Origin of the sequence: Streptomyces sp. CA-251247 (assembly GCF_050952975.1) — a bacterium.
GTDB lineage: Bacteria > Actinomycetota > Actinomycetes > Streptomycetales > Streptomycetaceae > Streptomyces > Streptomyces achmelvichensis.
In genome coordinates, this window is record NZ_CP191861.1 from 5659210 (window position 1) to 5681832 (window position 22623).

Annotated in this window: 20 protein-coding genes; 6 read left to right on the forward strand and 14 right to left on the reverse strand. The window is 70.4% G+C overall.

What is annotated here, in order from left to right; all coding sequences use genetic code 11:
- Positions 1-71: 71 nt before the first annotated feature.
- From ACQPWZ_RS25250 to ACQPWZ_RS25275, 6 genes are all read right to left on the reverse strand, one after another.
- Entirely contained in the window at positions 72-896 is an 825-nt protein-coding gene (locus ACQPWZ_RS25250; RefSeq protein WP_356699016.1) for a carbohydrate ABC transporter permease, read from the reverse strand.
- Positions 896-1762 (reverse strand): carbohydrate ABC transporter permease, encoded by an 867-nt coding sequence (locus tag ACQPWZ_RS25255; RefSeq protein ID WP_340475488.1) that lies wholly within the window; start codon positions 1760-1762, stop codon positions 896-898. The genes ACQPWZ_RS25250 and ACQPWZ_RS25255 overlap by 1 nt, the downstream gene beginning before the upstream one ends.
- A complete protein-coding gene (locus ACQPWZ_RS25260; RefSeq protein ID WP_356699012.1) occupies positions 1759-3120 on the reverse strand; it encodes an ABC transporter substrate-binding protein in 1362 nt (453 codons plus the stop codon). The genes ACQPWZ_RS25255 and ACQPWZ_RS25260 overlap by 4 nt, the downstream gene beginning before the upstream one ends.
- A 191-nt stretch (positions 3121-3311) precedes the next feature.
- On the reverse strand, positions 3312-4499 hold the full coding sequence (locus ACQPWZ_RS25265) for an epoxide hydrolase family protein (protein WP_433572441.1): 1188 nt from the start codon (positions 4497-4499) through the stop codon (positions 3312-3314).
- Positions 4500-4773: 274 nt separating this feature from the next.
- On the reverse strand, positions 4774-5460 hold the full coding sequence (locus tag ACQPWZ_RS25270; protein ID WP_383238953.1) for a response regulator: 687 nt from the start codon (positions 5458-5460) through the stop codon (positions 4774-4776).
- Positions 5457-7082: a sensor histidine kinase gene (locus ACQPWZ_RS25275; RefSeq protein WP_433572442.1), complete on the reverse strand. Its 1626-nt coding sequence runs from the start codon at positions 7080-7082 to the stop codon at positions 5457-5459. Before ACQPWZ_RS25275 ends, ACQPWZ_RS25270 begins: the two co-directional genes overlap by 4 nt.
- A gap of 122 nt (positions 7083-7204) precedes the next feature.
- Between ACQPWZ_RS25275 and ACQPWZ_RS25280 the strand changes: the two genes are divergently transcribed.
- Complete coding sequence (locus tag ACQPWZ_RS25280; protein ID WP_340475495.1) at positions 7205-8641, forward strand: cation:dicarboxylate symporter family transporter; 1437 nt, start codon at positions 7205-7207, stop codon at positions 8639-8641.
- 137 nt (positions 8642-8778) lie between these two features.
- On the opposite strand, the gene ACQPWZ_RS25285 is transcribed toward ACQPWZ_RS25280, so the two are convergent.
- The 5 genes from ACQPWZ_RS25285 to ACQPWZ_RS25305 all read right to left on the reverse strand — a co-directional run bounded on the left by ACQPWZ_RS25285 (position 8779) and on the right by ACQPWZ_RS25305 (position 13953).
- The gene (locus ACQPWZ_RS25285) at positions 8779-9750 is read right to left on the reverse strand and encodes a DUF1996 domain-containing protein (RefSeq protein ID WP_433572443.1); all 972 of its coding nucleotides are present in this window, start codon (positions 9748-9750) and stop codon (positions 8779-8781) included.
- Positions 9751-9779: 29 nt separating this feature from the next.
- Positions 9780-11234 (reverse strand): glycoside hydrolase family 16 protein, encoded by a 1455-nt coding sequence (locus ACQPWZ_RS25290; protein ID WP_433572444.1) that lies wholly within the window; start codon positions 11232-11234, stop codon positions 9780-9782.
- A 189-nt stretch (positions 11235-11423) separates the two neighbouring features.
- Positions 11424-12029: a hypothetical protein gene (locus ACQPWZ_RS25295; protein ID WP_433572445.1), complete on the reverse strand. Its 606-nt coding sequence runs from the start codon at positions 12027-12029 to the stop codon at positions 11424-11426.
- On the reverse strand, positions 12026-13045 hold the full coding sequence (locus ACQPWZ_RS25300; RefSeq protein WP_433572446.1) for an aldo/keto reductase: 1020 nt from the start codon (positions 13043-13045) through the stop codon (positions 12026-12028). The genes ACQPWZ_RS25295 and ACQPWZ_RS25300 overlap by 4 nt, the downstream gene beginning before the upstream one ends.
- A complete protein-coding gene (locus ACQPWZ_RS25305; RefSeq protein ID WP_356698999.1) occupies positions 13045-13953 on the reverse strand; it encodes an NAD-dependent epimerase/dehydratase family protein in 909 nt (302 codons plus the stop codon). Before ACQPWZ_RS25305 ends, ACQPWZ_RS25300 begins: the two co-directional genes overlap by 1 nt.
- 65 nt (positions 13954-14018) lie before the next feature.
- Between ACQPWZ_RS25305 and ACQPWZ_RS25310 the strand changes: the two genes are divergently transcribed.
- Both ACQPWZ_RS25310 and ACQPWZ_RS25315 read left to right on the forward strand, forming a co-directional pair.
- A complete protein-coding gene (locus tag ACQPWZ_RS25310; RefSeq protein ID WP_433572447.1) occupies positions 14019-14546 on the forward strand; it encodes an Lrp/AsnC family transcriptional regulator in 528 nt (175 codons plus the stop codon).
- A gap of 119 nt (positions 14547-14665) precedes the next feature.
- Positions 14666-15553: an NAD(P)-dependent oxidoreductase gene (locus ACQPWZ_RS25315; protein WP_433572448.1), complete on the forward strand. Its 888-nt coding sequence runs from the start codon at positions 14666-14668 to the stop codon at positions 15551-15553.
- Here ACQPWZ_RS25315 and ACQPWZ_RS25320 read toward each other — a convergent pair.
- Entirely contained in the window at positions 15465-16844 is a 1380-nt protein-coding gene (locus tag ACQPWZ_RS25320; RefSeq protein ID WP_433572449.1) for a DUF418 domain-containing protein, read from the reverse strand. The genes ACQPWZ_RS25315 and ACQPWZ_RS25320 overlap by 89 nt on opposite strands.
- Positions 16845-17008: 164 nt before the next feature.
- On the opposite strand from ACQPWZ_RS25320, the gene ACQPWZ_RS25325 reads away from it, so the two are divergent.
- The gene (locus ACQPWZ_RS25325; RefSeq protein WP_383236630.1) at positions 17009-17407 is read left to right on the forward strand and encodes a MerR family transcriptional regulator; all 399 of its coding nucleotides are present in this window, start codon (positions 17009-17011) and stop codon (positions 17405-17407) included.
- Positions 17404-17748 (forward strand): thioredoxin, encoded by a 345-nt coding sequence (trxA, locus tag ACQPWZ_RS25330; RefSeq protein WP_356698990.1) that lies wholly within the window; start codon positions 17404-17406, stop codon positions 17746-17748. Before ACQPWZ_RS25325 ends, trxA begins: the two co-directional genes overlap by 4 nt.
- A 175-nt stretch (positions 17749-17923) precedes the next feature.
- Here trxA and ACQPWZ_RS25335 read toward each other — a convergent pair whose 3' ends face one another.
- Entirely contained in the window at positions 17924-18208 is a 285-nt protein-coding gene (locus ACQPWZ_RS25335) for a hypothetical protein (RefSeq protein WP_340475507.1), read from the reverse strand.
- 30 nt (positions 18209-18238) lie between these two features.
- Between ACQPWZ_RS25335 and ACQPWZ_RS25340 the strand changes: the two genes are divergently transcribed.
- The gene (locus ACQPWZ_RS25340) at positions 18239-20182 is read left to right on the forward strand and encodes a HelD family protein (protein ID WP_433572450.1); all 1944 of its coding nucleotides are present in this window, start codon (positions 18239-18241) and stop codon (positions 20180-20182) included.
- 69 nt (positions 20183-20251) lie between these two features.
- On the opposite strand, the gene glgB is transcribed toward ACQPWZ_RS25340, so the two are convergent.
- The gene (glgB, locus tag ACQPWZ_RS25345) at positions 20252-22603 is read right to left on the reverse strand and encodes a 1,4-alpha-glucan branching enzyme (RefSeq protein ID WP_433572451.1); all 2352 of its coding nucleotides are present in this window, start codon (positions 22601-22603) and stop codon (positions 20252-20254) included.
- Positions 22604-22623 lie beyond the last annotated feature (20 nt).

Here is a 22623-nt window from a genome sequence, read left to right on the forward strand (position 1 = left end):
GTCCGAGCTGATCGCTACCACTTGGTAACGTGCAGTGATCGTGCCACCGGCGAGATGGGCAGAGCCGGCCGTCAGCCCTTGACCGCGCCGCCCAGTGCGAAGCCGCCCCCGAGCCGGCGCGAGATCAGGACGTACAGCACCAGCACCGGCGCCGAGTACAGGATCGAGAACGCCGCCAGCTGGCCGTAGATCACCGAGCCGTAGTTGCCGAAGAAGGTGAAGATCGAGACCGAGGCCGGCATCTGATCCGGCGTCAGAATCAGCATGAACGGAACGAAGAAGTTTCCCCAGAGCTGGATGAAGGTGTAGATCGTCACCACGGTCAGGCCCGGCCCCATCAGGGGCAGGACGACCCGGGACAGTGTCTGCAGGCTCGACGCGCCGTCCGTCCAGGCCGCCTCCTCCAGGACCATCGGGACGCCGTCCATGAAGTTCTTCATCAGCCAGATGGAGAAGGGCAGTTGGGACGTGGCGAGGAACAGCCCCGTGCCGTACATCGTGTCGATCAGATTGACCTGCACGAACAGGCCGTAGACCGGCACCATCACCGCGGTGATCGGCAGACACGTCGTGAACAGGATCGTCAGCAGGAACGGGCGGTTGAAGCGCGAGCGGTGCCGGGAGAGCGGATACGCCGCGAGCGCCGCGCACACCACCGTCAGCAGCGTCGCCCCGCCGCACAGCAGCAGACTGTTCAGCATCGGCGTGAAGGTGATCTCGTCGGTGAGCACCGCGTCGAAGTTGTCCCCGGTGACCGACGACGGAACCCGCACCCGCAGGTCCGCGTTCGCGTCCACGGACGACAGCAGGAGCCACACCAGCGGCAGGGCGAACGCGGCAGCGGTCACCAGCAGTGCGGCGTTGGCGGCGAGCCGGGCGCGGGTGGACCGGCGCATCACACCTCCACCTTCATCAGACGCAGATAGACGATCGAGAACAGCGAGCCCACCAGCAGAAGCAGCAGCGCCACCGCGGTGCCGTAGCCGATCAGGCTCTTGAGGAACGCCTGGTCGTACATGAACACCGGCAATGTCTGGCTCCGGTTGCCCGGTCCGCCCCGGGTCATCGCCCAGATCAGTCCGAAGACGGAGAGCGTCGAGAGCGTGTTCAGCATCAGATTGGTGCCGATGGAACGGCGGATCATCGGCAGGGTGATGTGCCAGACTCGCCGCGGCCCGCTCGCCCCGTCGACCTCGGCGGCCTCGACGACGTCCCGCGGGATCTCGGAGAGCGCCGCCGAATAGATCAGCATGGAGAACGCGGTGCCCCGCCAGACGTTGGCGAAGGACACGGCGAGGATGGGCAGCGTGAACAGCCAGTTCTGGGACGGCAGATGGAGCCAGTCGAGCAGGGCGTTCAGCGTCCCTTCCCGGCGGAAGAACGTGTACAGAAGGAACGCGGCGACGATCTCCGGCAGCACCCAGGCGGTGATCACCAGCGTGCCGGTGATGGTTCTGACCGGGCGCGACGCGGCCCGCATCAGGCCGGCCAGCGCCAGACCCAGGGTGTTCTGCCCGACCACCGCCGAGACGAAGGTGAAGACCAGGGTGAGCCAGACGGCGTTGCGGAAGTCGTCGTCCGCGAAGGCCCGGCGGAAGTTGTCCAGGCCCACGAAGTCGGAACCCGAGGCACCGGTCAACTGGGTGTCGGTGAAGGCGATCCAGACGCAGTAGCCGATCGGGCCGGCCAGGAAGAGCAGCAGCAGGAGTGTGGCGGGGGCGATGGGCAGCCACCGCCACACCCCTCGTCTCGTCGTGGTCACCTGCGGACGACCGCGCCGTCGACGGCGGTCTTCAGCTGCTCGTCGTACGCCTTCGCCGCCTCCGCGGCCGAGGCGTCACCCGTCGTCACCTTCTCCATGGCCTCACCGATGGCGGTGGAGACCTGCGGATAGACGGGCAGCGCCGGACGGTAGTGCGTGTACTGCACGAGCCCGGTGAAGAACTCGATGCCCGGCATGGACTTCAGATACTTCGGGTCGGCCGCCACGTCCTTGCGTACGGCGATCTGCGCGGCCACCACGCACCACTGTGTCGCGTTCTCGGCCGTCTGGAGCGTCTTGATGAACTCGAAGGCCAGATCGGCGTTGTCCGCCTTCTGCGGGATCGACCATGCCCAGCCGCCGGACATGGACACCTTGCCGGGCGCCTGTCCGTTCTGCGTGGGCATCGGGGTCTGGGCGAGGTCCTTGCTCCAGTCCGGCCACTCCTTGGGGCCCTTGTTGATCCAGTTCTGGCCCATCCAGGAGCCGTCGAGCGAGATCGCGAGCTTGCCCTCGGGGAACCACTCGGTGGCGACCCGGGTGCCGACGTTCGGGTCGAGCGCGTCGGAGACATCGGGGCCGAGCTTCTCCGTGTAGACCGTGCGGACGAAGTCGAGCGAGTCCCGGAAGCCCTTGGTGCCGGTGACCCACTTCTTGGCCGATTCGTCGTAGAGCGGATCGGCCCCGGTGCCGTACAGCAGCATCTCGAAGCCCTGCATCACGGCCGCCTCGCCGGGACCCTTGCCGGTGTAGACGTTCAGCGGGATGACGCCGGGGACCTTCTGCTTGACGGTGCGGGCCGCGTCCAGGACCTCGGCCCAGTTCTTCGGCTGCCAGTCGGCCGGCAGACCCGCCTTGGCGAAGATCGCCTTGTTGAACCAGAGGCCACGGGTGTCGGTGCCGTCCGGGATGCCGTACGTCTTGCCGTCCTCGGCCTTGGCCGCCGCCTTCGCCGTGTCGACGAACTGGCCCCACTGGTCCCACTGGGGCAGATAGGAGTCCAGCGGCTTCAAGTACCCGGCCTTGATGTCCGAGTTGATACGGAAGGTGTCCTCGTAGACCAGGTCGGGCGCGGTCTTGGGGGAGCGCATCATCTGCTGCGCCTTGGTGGCGTAGTCGTTGTCCGGGGCCTGGATCGGGACGAGTTCGACCTTCTTGCCCGGGTGCTCCTTCTCGAACTGTTTCTTCGCCGCTTCGAGATGCTGGTCCTTGAAGCGGATCTTGTTGTCCGTCGAGCGGTTGTAGACGACCTTCACGGTGTCGGGGTCGCTGCCCGAACCGTTGCCGCAGGCGGTGAGCGTCGCCGCGGCGAGAGCGGTGACGGCGGTGACGAGGATCAGTGGGGCGTTGGGGCGCACGGGCACGACCTCCTCTGAGCCGGAGTCCGGGCCGAGGGCCCAGGGGGCTGCCGTGACCGTAGGACCGGCTCGCTGACAAGGTCAATGCCCGTGCAGGTCGGGGTCGTTGAACGGTGCAACGATGTGTGCTTTGCGTGGGTACGGCCGCCGTCATCGTGTCGCGGGTCGGGCGGCCGTACGGAACGGCGTCGTCAGCGCAGTGACCTGAACGCGGCCCGCACCTCGCGGGCGAAGAGCTCCGGCTCCTCCCACGCGGCGAAGTGGCCGCCCTTGTCGGCCTCGTTGAAGTACGCGACGCCCGGATAGACCGTCTCCACCCAGCTGCGCGGGGCGGCCCAGATCTCGCCGGGGAACGTCGTGAAGGCGACCGGAACCCTGACCGGGGGCGGAGCCTGGCCGCCCGCGATCTCCCGTCCGAACTCCCAGTACCACCGGGCGGACGAGGCGCCGGTGCCCGTCAGCCAGTACAACGTGATGTTGTCGACGATGTTCTTCCGGGTCAGATTGCCCACGGGCGCGCGGTCGACGAACGCGCGGGAGATCTTGTAGTAGCTGTCCGTGTCGTGGTCGAGCATCCAGGCGGCCAGCCCGATGGGTGAATCCAGCAGGGAGTACCCGATCGTCTGCGGCCGGGTGGTCTGCTCGAGGAAGTAGGCGAAGCCGTCCGTCATGAACGTGTTGAGCGCGTCGAACGCCGCGCGTTCCTGCTCGGACTCCATCGGCAGGTGGTCCTTGATGCCGATCGCCCCGGCGAGCAGATTCACATGGATGCCGAGCAGCCCCTCGGGGCCCTGGCGGCCCATCGCGTCGGTGACGGCGGCGCCCACGTCGCCTCCCTGGGCGACGTAGCGCGTGTAGCCGAGGCGGTTCATGAGTTCCGCCCACGCCTGCGCCATACGCCCGTTTCCCCAGCCGAGTTCGGCCGGCTCGCCCGAGAAGCCGTAGCCGGGCAGGGACGGCAGCACCAGATGGAACGCGTCCTCGGGGGAGCCGCCGTGAGCGGTCGGGTCGGTCAACGGACCGATGGTGTCCAGCAGTTCGACGACCGAGCCGGGCCAGCCGTGCGTCATGATCAGCGGCAGCGCGTTCTCGTGCGGCGACCTGACGTGGATGAAGTGGATCGCGACCCCGTCGATCTCCGTCACGAACTGCGGCAGCGAGTCCAGCCTCGCCTCGCATGTGCGCCAGTCGTACTCGGTCGTCCAGTAGCGGGCGAGTGCTTGCGCCGTCGCCAGTTGCACTCCCTGCGACCGGTCGGCGACGAGCTCTTTCGAAGGCCAGCGCGTCGCCTCGATCCGGCGTCGCAGCTCGGTGATCTGGTTCTCCGGAACCGCGACCCGGAACGGACGGATGTCTGTTGATTCGGCCGTGAGTGACATGACGGCGCTCCTCGCATTGCTGACGGCGGGAAATCCTCACCCTCTCGTCAGCGCGCCGCGCCCGTGCCACCCCGGTTCACTCCCTGGTCTGCGCTTGTCCGCGCCGACTCTCGTCAGGCTACTCCTGCGGGGAGTTCGGCACGAATCGTGCAAACAGCGCGGATCGGCCGGGGGCCGCTCCGTACGTGTCGGCCTCGCGCCGGTCTACGGGGCGTACGGGGACGGTCGTTGACCGGCGCACCGGCCCGCGCCGTGCAGGGCCAGGCGCCCGCCGTCAGTGAGTGGCGGGGATCCAGCGGTACTGGAGTTCCGGCCGGCCGATCTGCCCGTACTGCGGGCTGCGCGCCGCCCGTCCCGCGGTGACCAGATGTTCCAGATAGCGACGCGCGGTGATCCGGGAGATGCCCACCGCGGTGCCCGCCTCGGCGGCCGTCAGCCCCTCCGGCGCGTCACGCAGCGACCGGGTGACCGCCTCCAGCGTCGGGCCGCTCAGCCCCTTGGGCAGGCCACCGCCCTGCGGGGCGCGCAGCGCGCCGAGAGCGCGGTCCACCTCGTCCTGGCCGCTCGCCTCACCGGCCGCCGCGCGGAACTCCGCGTACCGGCCGAGGCGGTCGCGCAGGGTCGCGAAGGTGAACGGCTTCAGGACGTACTGGACCACCCCGAGGGACACGCCCTCCCGCACCATCGCGAGGTCGCGGGCCGACGTCACCGCGATGACGTCCGCGGAGTGACCCGCGGCGCGCAGCGACCGGACGAGCTGGAGGCCGTGCCCGTCGGGCAGATAGAGATCGAGCAGCAGCAGGTCGACCTCGGTCCGCTCCAGCGCCCGGACCGCCTCCGAGCGCGAGTGCGCCACCCCCGACACCGTGAACCCGGCGACGCGGCCCACATAGAGGGCATGCGCGTCGGCGGCCACCGGATCGTCCTCGACGACCAGCACTCTGATGGGATCCCCGCTCACGCCGGCACCCCCGCGCCCTCCAGCGGCAGCCGTACGGTGAAGTCGGCCCCTCCGTCCGGGCCCTTCGCCAGGACCACCGTGCCCCGGCTGCGGTGCACCGTCTGCCGGACGATCGCGAGACCCAGACCTCGTCCCGATCCGTGGGTGGACCAGCCGCTCCGGAACACCTCGTCCGCGGACGCCGGGTCGATTCCCGCGCCCGTGTCGTGCACACGGATGAGCAGCTCGTCCCGGTCGGCCCGGGCGACGACGGTGACGCGGGCCCGCCCGGCCGGCTGCGGCCCGCCCTCCCGGCCGGCGGCCGCCTCGGATGCCGCGTCCACCGCGTTGTCGATCAGATTGCCCAGGATCGTCACCAGGTCACGGGAGGGCAGCGACGGCGGCAGGACACCGTCGTCGATCCGGCTGTCCTGCGCGAGCACCAGCTCCACACCCCGCTCGTTCGCCTGCGCCGCCTTGCCGAGCAGCAGCGCGGCCAGCACCGGTTCCCCGACCGCTCCGACCACCCGGTCGGTGAGCACCTGGGCCAGCTCCAGTTCGGCGGTGGCGAAGTCGACGGCGTCGTCGACCCGGCCGAGTTCGATGAGCGAGACGACGGTGTGCAGCCGGTTGGCCGCCTCGTGCGCCTGGGAGCGCAGGGCCTGGGTGAAGCCGCGCTCGGAGTCCAGCTCGCCGGCGAGGGCCTGGAGCTCGGTGTGGTCGCGCAGGGTGACCACCGTGCCGCGCTGTTCGCCGCCGACGACCGGGCTGGTGTTCACCACGACGACCCGGTCGCCCGTCAGATGCACCTCGTCGACGCGCGGCTCGGACGCCAGCAGCGCGCCGGTGAGCGGAGTCGGCAGGCCCAGCTCGGCGACCGGCCGGCCCACCGCGTTCTCGTCGAGGCCGAGCAGTTCCCGCGCCCCGTCGTTGCACAGGGCGATCCGGCGCTGCCCATCCAGCATCAGCAGCCCCTCACGCACCGCGTGCAGCGCGGCCTCGTGGTAGTCGTGCATCCGGCTCAGCTCGGCCGCGTTCATCCCGTGCGTGTGCCGCCGCAGCCGGGTGGTGATCACATACGTCCCCAGACCGCCGAGCGCCAGCGCCCCGCCCGCCATGGCCAGCAGCGCCACGACCTGCTTGCTGACCTGCTCGCTGATCTTCTGGATGGTGATGCCGGCACTGACGAGCCCGACGATCTCCCCGCGGTCGATGACGGGCACCACGGTCCGTATCGAGGAGCCGAGCACACCCACGTACCGCTCGCTGTGGATCTCGCCCCGCAGCGCCTGCTCGGTGTGGCCGAGATACGTCCTGCCGATCTCGCCGGGCTCGGGGTGCGTCCACCGTGTGCCGTTCGGAGCCATGATCACGATGAAGTCCACACCGGCGTCGCGGCGCAGGCCCTCCGCGTACGGCTGGAGCGTCGCGGACGGGTTCGCAGACCGGGCGGCGGCGATGACCGACGGCGATTCCGCCACCGCGGCCGCCGTGGCCCTCGACTGGAGGCGCGCGGTCTCCTCGGCCTGAGAGCTGTCCTTGAGATACGTGAACAGGGCGCAGCCGGCCACGATCGCGGCCACCAGGACGACCTGCATCGCGAAGAGCTGGCCCGCGAGGCTGCGCGGGCGGGGTATGCGCATGGGCCCATAGTGCCTGGCCGGATTTGTATGAACGAAACGAACGCAAGGGTGACCGGCATCACAGGGTGGTGAATGCTCACGGCAATCCATAGGGACATGGACCGGTAACAAGGAGGAAACCCGTGGCTGCTGGAGCCGTCAGGCGGGACCGCACGCACTATCTCTACATCGCCGTGATCGTCGCGGTCGTACTCGGTATCGCCGTGGGGTTGGCCGCCCCCGAGTTCGCCACTGAGCTCAAGCCACTCGGTACCGGTTTCGTGAACCTGATCAAGATGATGATCTCGCCGATCATCTTCTGCACGATCGTGCTGGGCATCGGTTCGGTACGCAAGGCCGCCAAGGTCGGTGCCGTCGGCGGTATCGCGCTCGGCTATTTCATGGTCATGTCGCTCGTCGCCCTCGCCATCGGCCTGGTCGTCGGCAACATCCTCAACCCGGGTGACGGGCTGGCGGTGACCGACGCGGTCAAGGAGGCCGGCCAGGGCCAGGTCGGCGAGGAGGCGAAGGACACGGTCGAGTTCCTGCTCGGCATCATCCCGACGACGATCGTCTCCGCCTTCACCTCGGGTGAGGTCCTGCAGACCCTGCTTGTCGCGCTGCTGGCAGGGTTCGCCCTCCAGGCCATGGGCTCGGTCGGTGAGCCGGTGCTGCGCGGTGTCGAGCACATTCAGCGCCTCGTCTTCCGCATCCTCGCCATGGTGATGTGGGCCGCGCCGATCGGCGCCTTCGGTGCGATCGCGGCCGTGACCGGTTCGGCCGGTCTGGACGCCCTGAAGAGCCTCGCCGTGCTGATGCTCGGCTTCTACGTCACCTGTTTCCTCTTCATCTTCGTGGTGCTGGGCGCGCTGCTGCGCATCGTGGCGGGCCTCAACATCCTCACGCTGCTGAAGTACCTGGGCCGCGAGTTCCTGCTGATCCTCTCCACCTCCTCCTCCGAGTCCGCGCTCCCGCGGCTCATAGCGAAGATGGAGCACCTGGGTGTCAGCAAGCCGGTCGTCGGCATCACGGTCCCGACCGGTTACTCCTTCAACCTCGACGGCACCATGATCTACATGACCATGGCGTCGCTCTTCATCGCCGAGACGATGGGCGACCCGATGTCGATCGGGGAGCAGATCCCGCTTCTCCTCTTCCTGTTCGTCGCCTCGAAGGGCGCGGCCGGCGTCAGCGGCGCCGGTCTGGCCACCCTGGCCGGCGGTCTGCAGTCGCACCGGCCGGAACTGGTCGACGGGGTCGGCCTGATCGTCGGTATCGACCGCTTCATGAGCGAGGCGCGCGCACTGACCAACTTCGCGGGCAACGCGGTCGCGACGGTGCTCATCGGCACCTGGACGAAGGAGATCGACAAGGTGCGGGTCGACGAGGTGCTCGCCGGGCGGATCCCGTTCGACGAGCAGACACTGCTCGACGACGGCCACGGCGACTCCGCGGACGACGGCCACGGCGCTCCCGCCGAGGACGCGGACGGCGTCCGTCTGGTCAAGGGTTCCGCCTCCGGTGCAACGATCGTCGGCCAGGAGCCCCGGGACGGGGAAGGGGCCGTCTCCAAGGTCTGAGGGGCGCCCCCTCTCTCCGCACGGCGGTACGCCGACTTCCCCCGTGATTCCACCTGGCGGCGTACCGCCGGTTCCCCGGGCCCCTGAGGGCGCCCGGGGAACCGTCGTTTCCGCCCGTCACCGTGCTGTCACTGCCGTCACTGCTGGATCGGACGGCCGTCGGTCCCGCAGATGTAGCCCGCCACGATGCAGTCGGCGACACGGCGATTCAGCTCGGAGTCGTTCCACGCGTTGAAGAAGTCCCCGTGGAAGGTGTAGCCCGGCTGATCCGTGACGTTGGTCCCGTTCCTGGTGCCGGCGAGCGTCAGCCCGCCGCCGTTCACCGGCCAGGTGATCAGCAGCTCCAGGCGCGGCACGACGACCGGATGCGAGGCCGGACAGGTCTGTCCGGCCGCGTACGCCATGTGGTCGCGGTGGTTGGCGCTGTCCAGGTTCCGCCCGTCCCAGCAGGTGGGAAAGTCCAGATAGTTCTCCAGCTTCGTGCCGGGCGGGCAGTTCACGAAGTCCCGGCCGGACTCCGGCCGGCCCACGCACGACCAGCGTGCGGCCGGGTTCTGATCGGGCGAGGTGGCGGTGGCGTTGCCGACCACGTACCGCAGGCCGCGGGGATGCGTGACGGCACGGGTGTGGTCGGTGATGCCCTGGTAGTAGACGGTGACCCGCTCGGGGGCCACCGGGGCTCCGTTCTTGTAGAGGGTGGGCGTCCAGTACGAGGAGAGGTCCACCGACGGCGAGCAGTTGGTGGTGCCGGCGGCCAGGGACTGGAGCGTCGAGGACGCGTTCGCCGTCCGGTTCCCGTAGAACTCGTGGATGTGCGAGCGGCCCGCCTGTCCGGGGAAGACGATCGGGTCGTCACCCCGGCGATGGCTGGAGAAGCACTCCGCGCGGAACTCGCTCCCGCGCACGGGCGCCGCCGCCTGCGCGACGATGGCGGCCGCCTGCGCCGGGCTGAAGGTGTGGTCGTGTGCTGTGTGACCGGCGCGCGCATGGCCCGGCACACCGTCGTCGTCCGCGGCCCCGGAGGCCGGTGAGTGGTTCCCCGCGGTGACCCAGCCCGCTGTGATCAGGAAGATCACGGCGGCCGTGCTCGCGAGCAGTCGGCGGAGCATGGAACCGTCCGTTCCCTCGTGCTGCCGGTTCAGTCGAACGGAATGCGGACGACGGACTGGTTGCCGACGCCCACCGTGCTCGCGCCGTTGCCGATGGCGTTCCAGACCTCGACGCGAACCCGTCCGTTGCTCAGATCACCGAGCGCGCCGGTCGCGGACTTGAGGCCCTTCGCCTGGGTGTAGTGCTCGTAGCCCGGCACGGGGTCCGTGGCGAAGTAGTGGTACGTCTCCGTCCGGTCCCAGCTGCCGTCGCCCGTCCGGTCGTAACTCACCCTGACCTGCTGCCCGTTGGCCACCGCCGAGCCGGAGTCGGCGAACAGGTCGAACTGGGTGGCCCCGCCGTTGTGTCTGCGGGTGATGCCGGACGAGGTGAAGACCTGCGGGTTGTGCGGGGTGCCGTCGTAGTTGGCGCCGCCCGCCGAGGGGACGCTCACCGAGCCGGCCGACGCGGTGGCGTCGCCCGCGCCGCCTCCCGTCCGCAGATACAGCTGCGAGGAGCCGGACGGCGGCGGGGTGGTGGGCGGGGGAGTCGTGCCGCCGCCGCGGGTCCAGACGGCGACGTAGTCGACGAGCATGGGGCGGCCGGGGACGGTGGCTGGGGTCGGGGTCCCGGTGCCCGCGACACCGTTGGGGAAGGCGCCGCCCATGGCGACGTTGAGCAGGATGAAGTACCCGGCGTGGTCGGTCATGTTGGCCCAGGTGCCCGCGTCGAAACGGTCCTGGCTGATGCTGTGGAACAGCTGGCCGTCCACGTACCAGCGCAGTTGGTTGGGCGAGACGGACCGGTCCCACTCGAAGCGGTAGGTGTGGAAGGCCGACTGGCAGGAGGCGCCGGGACAGGCGCGGTTGGCGCCGATGCCGTTGGTCTCGTTGCAGGGGCCGCCGGGGTTCACACCGCAGTGCAGCACGGCCCACACCGAGTTGATGCCGTTGACGTTCTCCATGATGTCGAACTCACCGATGGCCGGCCAGTTCCAGTAGTTGCCCCGGTAGGGGGCGCCCAGGGCCCAGAAGGCGGGCCAGTATCCGAGCGCCGCCTGCCCGGTGACGTTCGGCATCTGGATACGGCCCTCGATGCGCAGGGTGCCGCCTGCCGGGGCCTTGAAGTCGGCGCGCCTGGTCTCGACCCGGCCGGACGTCCAGTTGCCGGCGCCGTCCCTGAGCGGGGTGATCCGCAGGTTTCCGCTGCCGTCGAGGCTGAGGTTGTCGGGGTTGGCGGTGTAGTTCTGGATCTCGCCGGTGCCCCAGTTGCCGGGGCCGCCGGGATAGCCGTGGCCGAGGTCGATCTGCCAGTTGGCGGACGAGGGCAGGGTGCGGTTGGCGCCGTTGAAGTCGTCGCTCCACTGGAGATTCCAGCCGGGCGTGGGGGGAACGTCACCGCGCGCCTGCCCGGCGCCGGTGACGCCGATGAAGCCGGCGAGCGCGACGACGAGGGCCACGACGACGGTGAGCAGGGGGGTGCGTCTGATGCGGCTCGTACTCACGGAACACCTCCGGGAGGGTGGTGCCAAGGGTGTGTGAGAGCGCTCTCAGATAGTTTTGTAGTTGGAGCCGGTGGAGGCGTCAATGGCTCGGGATCGTCGACTTCCTGAAGGGACAGGGCAGTTGCACGATGTGGCTGGTCGGGTGCCCGGGCCGCGGAGTCCGTACGCCCGCAGGCCGGTGCGGCCGGGTCAGTACGGCGGCGACCAGCTGGCCCGGACAGGCCGCGCGAGCCGCCCCGGCCCCGACCCGACGGCCGAGGACGGACGGTCGGCGGGCGCGTCGGCATGGAGCAGTTCCCGCATCCGTGAGAGCCCGCGCAGTACGTCCTCCCGATGGCCGGCGGCCTTCATCCAGGCGGGCAGCCGCGTCAGCATGCTCATGTGCGGATGACCGTCGCGCTCCCGGAGGCCGGCGGCGAGATAGTGCTCCAGCGCGTCGATGTGGCGTTCGTTGTACGCCCACAGGACCTTGCCGCGGCACGGAGTGCGGAGCCAGAGCGGCTGCCCGAAGAAGGGTTCGTCGGGTCCGCCGAGTGTGGCGGCGATCAGCGCGCCCCCACGGCGTTCGGCCTCCCAGTCCCGCACCGGGGCGCAGCGAACGCACGCCAGCCGGCGCGGCCGGAACAGCAGTTCGGTGTGGTACTTCAGCTCCGGCAGGCCCGGCCGGGGCACCACGTCGGCACGCCCGCCGCATCCCGGGCACACCACATGGATCAGATCGGCGTAGGCCTCGATCCTGGCGCCCCGGTCGACCGAGCGCCGCGGACGCCCGCCGTCCGTCTCGTAGTCCGTCACCTCGGCATGGTGCCCTGTCCGGTGGCGGCGGGCGACCCGGCGGTGCCCTGTCCGGTGACTGCGGGGGACGCGGAGGATCCGGCGGTGTCCTGTCCGGTACCTGTCGCGTCCGATCCGGCCGCAGCGCGCGAGCCGCTCGCGTCCAGTGCGGCCACCTCCTCCGTGCTCAGTACGAGGTCGGCCGCCGCTGCCGAGTCGCGGATGCTCTCCGGTCGGCTCGCGCCGGGGATCGGGATGACCGTCGGCGACTGCGCCAACAGCCACGCCAGAGCCACCTGTTGAGGACTCACCCCGCGCGCCCGCGCCACCCGGTGGAACGCCGCGTACGGACCCGCGGCCTGCGGTCCGCCCGCCGGGCCGTCCAGCGCACTGCGGGAGATCCCCCCGAGCGGGCTCCACGGCAGATACGCCAGTCCCAGCTCCGCGCAGAGCCGCAGCTCGGCCTCGCCGTCGCGCACCGCCGGCGAGTACCGGTTCTGCACGGAGACGAGCCGGTCGCCCAGCATCTCCCGCGCCAGCCTGATCTGGTCCGTGTCCACGTTGGAGATCCCGGCGAACCGGATCGTGCCCTCGTCCAGCAGCTCCCGCAGCCCGCCCACCGACTCGGCGAACGGGACGGCCGGATCGGGCTTGTGCAGCTGGTAGAGGCCTATCGCCGCGCCGCCGATGCGGGCCAGCGAGGCGTGGGCCGCCCGTCTGAGGCGCTCGGGGGCGGCTCCGACCGTCCAGCCGCCGTCGTCCGTCCGGCCACGCCCGCCCTTCGTGGCGACGAGCACCGCGTCGGTGTTCCCTCCGTACGAGGCGAGCGCCCGGGCGACCAGCAGCTCGCCCGGCCCGGGTTCGCCGCCCGGCGGGTAGTAGGAGTCGGCCGTGTCGATCAGCGTCACGCCCGAGTCCAGAGCGGCGTGGAGGGTGGCGACGGCCTGCCGTTCGTCGGGACGTCCCTCGATGGACAGCGGCATCGCGCCCAGTCCGACCGCGCCCGCCCGCAGTCCGCCGAGCGTGCGGTACCTCATCACCGCACCTCCTCGCGCGCCGCGAGGGTCTCGGACACGGCCTGCTGAAGCCACTCCGATGCATGCCGGAAGGTGTATCCCAGGCCGGCGGCGCGGGAGTTGTCCATGGCGTAGGCACGGGCAAAGGAGAACGGCGAGGTCTCGCCCACGCGTACCGGGGCGAATTCCACCCTGCCGCCGGTCTGCCGCTCGATCGCGGCGCAGATGTCCCCGGTCGTCAGCGGGCCGTTCGCGTGGGCGTTCACCGGTCCGGTGAATTCCTGCCCCGCTGTCCAGGCGAGAAAGTCCGCGATCTCCTCCACGTACACATAGGTGGCGGGCTGGTTCTTCACCGGGACGGCGATCGGCTCGCCGGCTCTGATGCGTTCGGCATAGTGGTCCACGCGTCCGGTGAAGTCATCGTGTCCGCCGAGAACATGGGCGACGCGCACGGACACGGACGGGAATTCCGTCGCGGCCGCGAACACCGCCTCCGCCTGCCGCTTTCCCTCGCCGTAGTGCTCCTCCCGGAAGGTGGCGTCGTCCCACGGCAGGGCCATGTCGACACTCACCGCCAGCGGGTCGACCGCCTCCTCGCGCACCGGCTCGGGGGAGTGCTCGTACTCGTAGACCTCGACGGTGGACGTCATCACATAGCGGTGGGTCCGTCCCGAGAACACCCGCACGGCGATCTCCGCCTGGCGCGGTGTGTAGCAGACCTGGTCGACGACCACGTCGAAGGAGCGTGAACCGATCGCGGCCCGCAGGGAATTCTCGTCGTCCCGGTCCGCGACCAGATGCCGCACTCCGGCGGGAGCCGCGGACGAACCGCGGTTGATGACGGTGACCCGGTCCCCGGATTCCAGCAGCCGGGCGATCAGCCGCTTTCCGATATAGCGGCTTCCCCCGATGACGCATATCTCGCGCATTCCTCAACTCCCTCTCGCTCTACGGCAAGTGTTACGTTGTCGGGCCGCAACCTGAAGGGGGAGTCATGGGAGATCCGGCCTCTTTGCCGAAAGAACCTCGGCATTCACGTCCTACCGCCGTCGAAACATCGGTGGCCGGTTCCAGTCGCTTCGACCCCATCGATCGGCAGATCCTGGAGCTCCTTCAGACGGACGGCCGGATCAAACTCAGTGAGCTGGGCCGCCGGGTACGGCTGAGCCCCGCGGCCGTCACGGAACGGGTCCGCCGGCTCGAGGCCTGCGGCGCCATCACCGGATACGGCGCGCATGTCTCCCCGGCCCGGCTCGGCCACGGGATACAGGCCTTCATCCGCGTCGATCCGCACGGCGGCTACACGCTGAGGCACCCGCGGACGCGCGAGTTGATGGAGCGCCCCGAGGTGACCGAGGCACACCATGTGGTCGGCGAGGACTGCTGGATCATCAAGGTCGCCGTGACGGACACGGTCCACCTCGAAGAGGTGCTGGAGCTGGTGTCGGCGCTGGGGCGGACGACCACGTCGATCGTGCTCACCTCGCCGCTGGAGCGGAAGCCGCTGCTGCCACCGTCGTGAGCACCGCGATGCGCTGCTGCATCAAGCACCGCCCTGACCTGGATGCTCACCTTTTGGTGAGTATCCCACTTAAGAGTCGGTACTTGTGGGGCAGTTCGTGCCGAAGAAGCATGGTGTGCATGTCCACCACGCAGAACTCCCTCACCCCAGTCACCGTCATCGGCCTCGGCGCCATGGGCCGCGCACTCGCCGGCGCCCTTCTCGACGCGGGCCGTCCCACCACCGTCTGGAATCGCTCTCCGGGCAAGGGGGACGACCTCGTCGCCCGCGACGCCGTCGAGGCCGCGAGCGCCGAGGAGGCCGTCCGGGCGGGCGAGTTGATCATCGTCTGCGTCGTCGACCACGACGCCTCGGACGCGATCCTCGAACCGCTCGGTGAGGCCCTCCGGGGCCGGGTGCTGGTCAATGTCACCTCCGACATCCCGGAGCGCTCGCGTCAGGCCGCGGCCTGGGCTGCCTCGCACGGCATCGACTATCTCGACGGCGCCGTGATGGTGCCCACCCCGCTCGTCGGCTCACCCGACGCGCTGCTCTTCTACGCGGGCTCCCGGAAGGCGTACGAGCGGCACGAGTCCACCCTCAAGACCCTCGGCGGACGGGCCGCCTTCGTCGGTACGGACCCCGGGCTCGCCGCCGTGTACGACCTGGCGCTGCTCGACTTCTTCTACGGCAGCATCTCGGGTCTGGTGCACGCCTACGCGCTGGCCACCGCCGACGGCGTCAAGGCGGCGGACATCGCCCCGTATCTCGACTCCATCGTCCAGATCCTGCCGCCCATCGCCCAGTACACGGCCGAGAACATCGACGCGGGCAGCTACCCCGGCCAGGAGGCGGGCCTCGCCATGATGGCGTCGGGCGTGAGCCACATCCTGCACGCGGCGCGGGCCCGAGGGCTCGACGTCTCGCAGCTGGAGTCGGTCAAGGCGGTGGCGGACCGGGCGATCGCGCGGGGTCATGGCTCGGACGACTGGGCGAGCACGGTGGAGGCGGTGCGGTCCGCGTCCTGACCCGGTCGGGGTGCGTGCGCGCCTCACGTCGTCGTCGGCCGTCGGCGCCGTACATCAGCCGCCGCAGCACCGCCTCGGCGGGGCCGCGGCGGCCGGCGCGTTCCAGGATGTACGCCCCGGCCACCGTGAGCAGCCAGACGCCGGTCGCGAACAGGACCATGGTGGCGCTGGTCAGATGCTCTCCGAGGCCGAGCCCCCAGGCCGCGAGCACCGGTGCGAAGACCAGCGAGTGCGCCAGATAGCAGGACAGCGACCGTTTGCCGACGGCGGCCACCGCCGTCACGGCCCGCGCACCCCGCCGTTTTGGGCGTCCGGTCCACCAGCGGGTGAACAGGGCCACCGCGGCGACATAGCCGAGACCGGCCGCGTTGCCGGTGACGTCCCGGAGCAGGGTGAGCGCCCCCGACTCGCTCTGGGCCGCGTCGGGCACCCGCAGGACGCCGATGTGCGCGAGCGCGGCGGGCAGTGCGCCGAGCCAGCCGACCGTGATGCCGATGACCGCGGTCCGGCGCAGCAGCGGAAGGTGGCGGCCGCTGTCCTCCAGGACACGGCGGCGCGCGGCCCAGAAGCCGAGCAGGAAGATGACGTAGGCGCCGGCGAGCAGGGAGAGCGGCGCGGCGGCGAAGGTGACGAACAGCCCGGTGGTCAGCCGGGTGCCGGAGGCGGCGAGCCAGCTCTGCTCACCGGCCGCGTAGGCCTCGTTGCCCGGCTCCGCCGAGGCGTCCCCGTACGAGCTCAACTCGCCCTGGAACAGGGCGGGCAGGACCGGTGCGACGGTCAGCAGGACGAGCTGCGCGGTCGCGATGGCGATCCACCACCCCAGCGCGCGGTCGCTGCGCCGCAGGACGAGCCATCCGAGGACGAGGCTCATCAGCCCGTAGAACCCCAGGATGTCGCCGGCCATCAGCAGGCTCGCGTGCGCCAGTCCGATGACGATCAGCCACAGACTGCGGCGGCGCAGAATCCCGACCGCCTCCTTCTCGGAGCTTCCCGCGGCCCGTTGCCGCAGGTAGAGCTGCGTCATGCCGTACCCGAAGAGGAAGGCGAAGAGGGGGTACACGCGCAGATCGAGCACGGTGATCATCGTGAACTGCACGGCGTGGTCGAGCCACGAGCCGTCCACGGGCTGCCAGCCCGAGGGGCCGCGGCGAGCGGCCCACAGATGGAACGCCGTGTTGGACGAGGCGATGAGCAGGAGCATGATGCCGCGCGCGAGATCGGGCGCGAGCGCCCGCTCCTGGGGTCGCACGGCGCCCCGCCGCGCAGGCGGCGCCTTGGTGTCGACGGTCATGCCGTCACGCTAGGAAGGCCGGATGGGTCAGCGGCATCCGTCTTCGGTCCATGAGCGGCCGACCAAAGGACCCGGTCCGCGCCGACCGGCGTACAGCGGCCCGCCGTCGGCCCTCCCCTGCGGGGCTTTCCTTCACCCCGACGTCAAGGATTACCGTCGACGACATGCGAATCGGCGAGCTGGCGGAGCGGGCCGGGACCACCACACGGACCCTGCGCTACTACGAGACACGGGGGCTCCTGCCCGCGCGGCGAGCGGGGAACGGCTACCGCACGTACGACGAGGGCGATCTGCGGCTCGTCCAGCAGATCAGGACCCTCCAGGACTTCGGCTTCGAGCTGGAGGAGACGCGGCCGTTCGTCGAGTGCCTGCGGTCCGGGCATCCGGCGGGCGATTCCTGCCCCGCCTCGCTCGCCGTCTACCGGGCCAAGCTCGGTGAACTGGACGCGCTCATCGGGCAGCTCCAGTCGGTACGCGCCCAGGTGGGCGCACAACTCGCGAAGGCCGAGGCGGACTTCGCACAGGGTCCGGAACCACGATGCGAATTCGGAGGACACACATGATGCGGGCAGAGGGTGTCGCGGAAGTGACCGACGCGGACTTCGACGCCGAGGTCCTGGGGGCCGAGCTCCCGGTGCTGGTGGAGTTCACGGCGGACTGGTGCGGGCCGTGCCGGCAGCTCGCGCCGGTGCTGAGTGCGACGGCGGCCCAGGAGGCGGGCCGGCTCAAGGTGGTGCAGCTCGATGTGGACGCCAATCCGGAGATCACGGCCCGGTACGCCGTGCTGTCGATGCCCACGCTGATGGTGTTCCGCGCGGGGGAACCGGTGAAGTCGATGGTGGGTGCCCGTCCCAAGCGCCGGCTCCTCCAGGAACTCGAGGATGTGATCCGGCCCGGCGCATGAGGCCGGAGGGAAGCGGACTTCCGGCGAAGCAGCTCACCCGCGCACAAAAATACCCCGGTACCGAATTGACGGCCGGGGTGTTTCGCTGCGTATATTGAGTGTTTGCATGCTCGGTTTCATAAACCGATGCGGGCACTCAATATAGGGACACCATATCGCGTCGGGAGCGGAATTGTCAACCGAGGAAATGCATCATGAGCAGCAATTCGTCTCTCTGCTCTACGAGCGCCTCGATGTGCTCCGCGACGAGGCCGAGGCCGCAGTCCGGTCCACGATCGGGCAGGTCAGTACGGGTCTCCAGGCCAAGCTGGAGCGCGATGTCGGTGTTGCCGAGCATTCCGCCCGGCTCGCCGCCCTGAATGCCGTGGACGCCGGGCTCTGTTTCGGTCGTCTCGATCTTCAGGACGGCAGCCACCATCACATCGGCCGTATCGGAATCCGGCGGGACGACCCGGAACACACACCGATGCTCGTGGACTGGCGTGCTCCCGTGGCCCGTCCCTTTTACCTCGCGACCGGCTATGAACCGATGGGCCTCCGCCGCCGCCGGCACATCACCACCGAGGCCCGGACCGTCACCGCGCTGCACGACGAGATCCTCGACCTCGCCGACGCGACCCGTACCGGCTACGAGGATCCCGACGGCGACGCCGTCCTGCTCGCGGCGCTCGGCGCGGCCCGCACCGGGCGGATGGCCGACATCGTGCAGACCATCCAGGCCGAGCAGGACCGGATCATCCGTGCCCCGCGGCACGGTGTTCTCGTCGTGGAGGGTGGACCCGGTACCGGCAAGACCGCCGTCGCGCTGCATCGCGCCGCCTATCTCCTCTACGCCCACCGCGAGCAGCTCGCCCGCCGCGCCGTGCTGATCGTCGGGCCCAACCCGGCGTTTCTCGGCTACATCGGCGAAGTGCTGCCCTCGCTCGGTGAGACCGGCGTGCTGCTGTCGACCATGGCCGAGCTGTATCCGGGAGTGCACGCCACCGGCACGGACAGTGCCGCGGCCGCGGAGGTGAAGGGCCGCGCGGAGATGGCCGAGGTGCTCGCCCGCGCCGTACGCGACCGGCAGTCGCTCCCCGAGACGGTGCCGGACGTCGACCACGAGGACGAGGGCACCCTGCCCGGGCCGGCGCTGGAGATCGACCACGAGGAGTACGGCGTCCTGCGGCTCGACCGGGAGATGGCCTACGAGGCGCGCGACCGCGCCCGCTCCACCCGGCTGCCGCACAATCCCGCCCGGCCCTACTTCGCCTTCCGGATCATCGACCTGCTGACCGAGCAGCTGGTGGACCGGCTCGGCGCGGACCCGTTCGGCGGCCCCAATCTCCTCGGGCCCGACGACGTCGCGCAGCTCGCCAAGGAGATCGCCGCGAGCGCCGAGGTGCACGCCGCGATCGACGAGCTGTGGCCGGTACTCACCCCTGAGCAGCTCGTCGCGGACCTCCTCGCCCGGCCCGAGGAGCAGCTCCCGGACGAGGACGCCGACCTGATCCGGCGCGCGACCGGCCCCTGGACACCCGCCGATGTGCCGCTGCTGGACGAGGCCGCCGAACTGCTCGGCGCCGACGACAGTGCCGAGCGCGCGAAGGCCGAGGCCGACCGTATGCGGCGGGTCGCCTATGCGCAGGGAGTGCTGGAGCTCTCCCAGGGCTCCCGGACCTACGAGTTCGAGGACGAGGAGTCCGAGGTACTGGCCGCGCACGATGTCATCGGCGCGGAGGAACTGGCCGAACGCCAGGAGGAGAGCGACGACCGCAGCGCCGCCGCCCGTGCCGCGGCCGACCGCACCTGGGCCTTCGGGCACATCATCGTGGACGAGGCGCAGGAGCTCTCCGCCATGGCCTGGCGGCTGCTGATGCGCCGCTGCCCCACCCGGTCGATGACCCTGGTCGGAGACCCGGCCCAGACCGGCGACGTGGCGGGCCTCGGCTCGTGGGAGAAGATCCTCGGTCCGTACGTCGGCGACCGGTGGCAGCACACCCGGCTCGGGGTCAACTACCGTACGCCGGCCGAGATCATGGAGCTCGCGGCCCAGGTACGCCGGGAGACCTACCCCGGCTTCGAGCCGCCGCGCTCGGTGCGCTCGACGGGCGAGGGGCCGTGGACCGAGCGGGCAGCCGAGGGAGACCTCGGCACCTCGGTCCTCGCCGCCGTGGCCCGGGAGACGCCGAAGGAGGGCCGGCTCGCGGTCATCGCCCCGCGCGAACTGCACGGCGAACTGTCCGCGCTCGGCAGCGGCCCGGTCGATCTCACCCGGTCCGTCGTGCTGCTCGACCCGCGCGAGGCCAAGGGCCTGGAGTTCGACTCGGTGATCGTGGTCGAGCCCCGGCTCTTCGGCGAGAGCGATCTGTATGTGGCGATGACCCGCGCCACCCAGCGGCTCGGTCTCGTCCACCGGGGTGAGTTGCCGACGGCGCTCACGTCCGGAAGCTGAGCAGCAGGGGGACGGCGCGAGAAAGGGGCGGCCGGGCGCATCCCGCGCCCGGCCGCCCCTCGCTCCGTCCTACACGTCCTCGGCGGGCCGCAGCCACACCGTCGCGAGCGGCGGCAGCGTGAGCTGGAGGCTGGACGGACGGCCGTGCGACGGCGTCGACTCCGGCTTCAGCGGATCGGAGTTGAGGATGTCCGAGCCGCCGTACCGTGCCGCGTCCGTGTTCAGGACCTCCGTCCAGGCGGGCACGGAGTCCGGCACCCCGATGCGGTACTCGTGGCGGACCACCGGGGAGAAGTGGCTGATCGCGAGCAGCGGGGCACCCGAGGTGTCGAAGCGCAGGAACGCGAAGACGTTGTCCTCGGCCGCGTCACCGTCCACCCAGGAGAAGCCCTCGGGATCGGTGTCGCGCTGCCACAGGGCGGGCGTCGCGCCGTACACGCCGTTCAGATCGCGGACCAGCTTCCGCACCCCGTGGTGGTCCGCCTCGGCGGCGTACGACGGGTCGAGCAGCCACCAGTCCGGACCGTGACTCTCGGACCACTCCGCCCCCTGCGCGAACTCCTGCCCCATGAACAGAAGCTGCTTGCCCGGGTGGGCCCACATGAAGCCCAGGTAGGCGCGGTGGTTGGCCCGCTGCTGCCACCAGTCGCCGGGCATCTTGCTCACCAGTGACTGTTTGCCGTGCACGACCTCGTCGTGCGAGATCGGCAGCACATAGTTCTCGCTGTAGGCGTACACCATCGAGAACGTCATCTCGTGGTGGTGGAACTTGCGGTGCACCGGCTCGTGCGAGACGTAGTCGAGCGAGTCGTGCATCCAGCCCATGTTCCACTTCAGGCCGAAGCCGAGCCCGCCGAAGCCGCCCGGGCCCACATGGTGGGTCGCCCGGGTGACGCCGTCCCAGGCCGTGGACTCCTCGGCGACCGTGACGACGCCGGGGCAGCGCCGGTAGACCGTGGCGTTCATCTCCTGGAGGAAGGCGACCGCGTCGAGGTTCTCCCGCCCGCCGTGCTCGTTGGGCGACCACTCGCCGTGCTCGCGGGAGTAGTCGAGGTAGAGCATCGAGGCGACGGCGTCCACCCGCAGCCCGTCGATGTGGAACTCCTCGCACCAGTACACGGCGTTGGAGACCAGGAAGTTGCGGACCTCCTTGCGGCCGTAGTCGAACTCGAGGGTGCCCCAGTCGGGGTGCGCGGCGCGTGCCGGGTCCTCGTGCTCGTACAGCGAGCGGCCGTCGAACTCCGCGAGCGCCCAGTCGTCGCGCGGGAAGTGCGCCGGCACCCAGTCCATCAGCACACCGATGCCCGCCCGGTGCAGGGCGTCGATCAGATAGCGGAAGTCGTCCGGGGTGCCCATCCGGGAGGTCGGGGCGTAGAAGCCGGTGACCTGGTAGCCCCAGGAGCCGCCGAACGGATGCTCCGCCACCGGCATCAGCTCGACATGGGTGAACCCGAGGTCCTTCACATAGGCGGGGAGCTGGAGTGCCAGCTGGCGGTATGTCAGACCGGGGCGCCAGGACGGCAGATGCACCTCGTACACCGAGAACGGCGCCTCGTGCACCGGCCGGTCCGCACGGCGGGCCATCCAGTCCTCGTCCCGCCACACATGGTGGGACTCGGTCACGATCGACGCGTTGGCGGGCGGCACCTCGGCACGGCGCGCCATCGGGTCGGCCCGCATGGTGTACGAGCCGTCGGGGCGCATGATCTGGAACTTGTAGAGAGCGCCCTCGCCCACCCCCGGCAGGAACAGCTCCCACACGCCGGTCGAGCCGAGCGAGCGCATCGGGAAGCCGGTGCCGTCCCAGTAGTTGAAGTCGCCGACGACCCGCACACCGCGGGCGTTCGGGGCCCACACGGTGAACCGGGTGCCGGTGACGCCCTGGTGGATCATCGGCTGCGCGCCGAGCGCCCGCCACAGTTCCTCGTGCCGGCCCTCGCCGATCAGATGCAGATCGAGATCGCCGAGCGAGGGCAGGAAGCGGTACGGGTCATGGGCCTCGACCTCGTGCGAACCCACGCCCCCCTCGCCGTCGTAGGAGACGAGCAGCTGGTACTCGGGGGCCTCGCGCAGCGGCAGCACGCCGGAGAACAGGCCGTCGCCGTCCTCGTGCAGCTCGGCCCGCAGGCCCTTGGCGAGCACGGTCACGGTCCTGGCGAAGGGGCGCAGGACGCGCAGTTCGACGCCGCCCCGCACCGTGTGCGCGCCGAGCAGCCCGTGCGGGTCGTGGTGCCCGCCGCTCAGCAGCCGCTCCCTGTCGCCCTCCCCGAGAGGCTGGGCCGCCCGCACGCCGTGGCTGCCGCCGGCCCGCGGCGGTGGCGTGGCGGCCTTCTTCGCGCGGGGGTCGGCCGTGCCGGCCGCGGCCGGCTTCTTGGTGGCATCGGATCCGGAGGAATTTCGGGACGGGGGTCGGGCGGTCACGGGGGCGGCCTCCTTGGGCG

Coding starts and splice junctions, on each gene's coding strand:
- trxA (WP_356698990.1), top strand. CDS start 17,404: ATGATGCGGGCAGAGGGTGTCGCGGAAGTGACCGACGCGGACTTCGAC.
- ACQPWZ_RS25275 (WP_433572442.1), bottom strand. CDS start 7,082: ATGCGCATACCCCGCCCGCGCAGCCTCGCGGGCCAGCTCTTCGCGATG.
- ACQPWZ_RS25265 (WP_433572441.1), bottom strand. CDS start 4,499: ATGTCACTCACGGCCGAATCAACAGACATCCGTCCGTTCCGGGTCGCG.
- ACQPWZ_RS25315 (WP_433572448.1), top strand. CDS start 14,666: ATGTCCACCACGCAGAACTCCCTCACCCCAGTCACCGTCATCGGCCTC.
- ACQPWZ_RS25305 (WP_356698999.1), bottom strand. CDS start 13,953: ATGCGCGAGATATGCGTCATCGGGGGAAGCCGCTATATCGGAAAGCGG.
- ACQPWZ_RS25250 (WP_356699016.1), bottom strand. CDS start 896: ATGCGCCGGTCCACCCGCGCCCGGCTCGCCGCCAACGCCGCACTGCTG.
- ACQPWZ_RS25300 (WP_433572446.1), bottom strand. CDS start 13,045: ATGAGGTACCGCACGCTCGGCGGACTGCGGGCGGGCGCGGTCGGACTG.
- ACQPWZ_RS25310 (WP_433572447.1), top strand. CDS start 14,019: ATGGGAGATCCGGCCTCTTTGCCGAAAGAACCTCGGCATTCACGTCCT.
- ACQPWZ_RS25325 (WP_383236630.1), top strand. CDS start 17,009: ATGCGAATCGGCGAGCTGGCGGAGCGGGCCGGGACCACCACACGGACC.
- ACQPWZ_RS25320 (WP_433572449.1), bottom strand. CDS start 16,844: ATGACCGTCGACACCAAGGCGCCGCCTGCGCGGCGGGGCGCCGTGCGA.
- ACQPWZ_RS25285 (WP_433572443.1), bottom strand. CDS start 9,750: ATGCTCCGCCGACTGCTCGCGAGCACGGCCGCCGTGATCTTCCTGATC.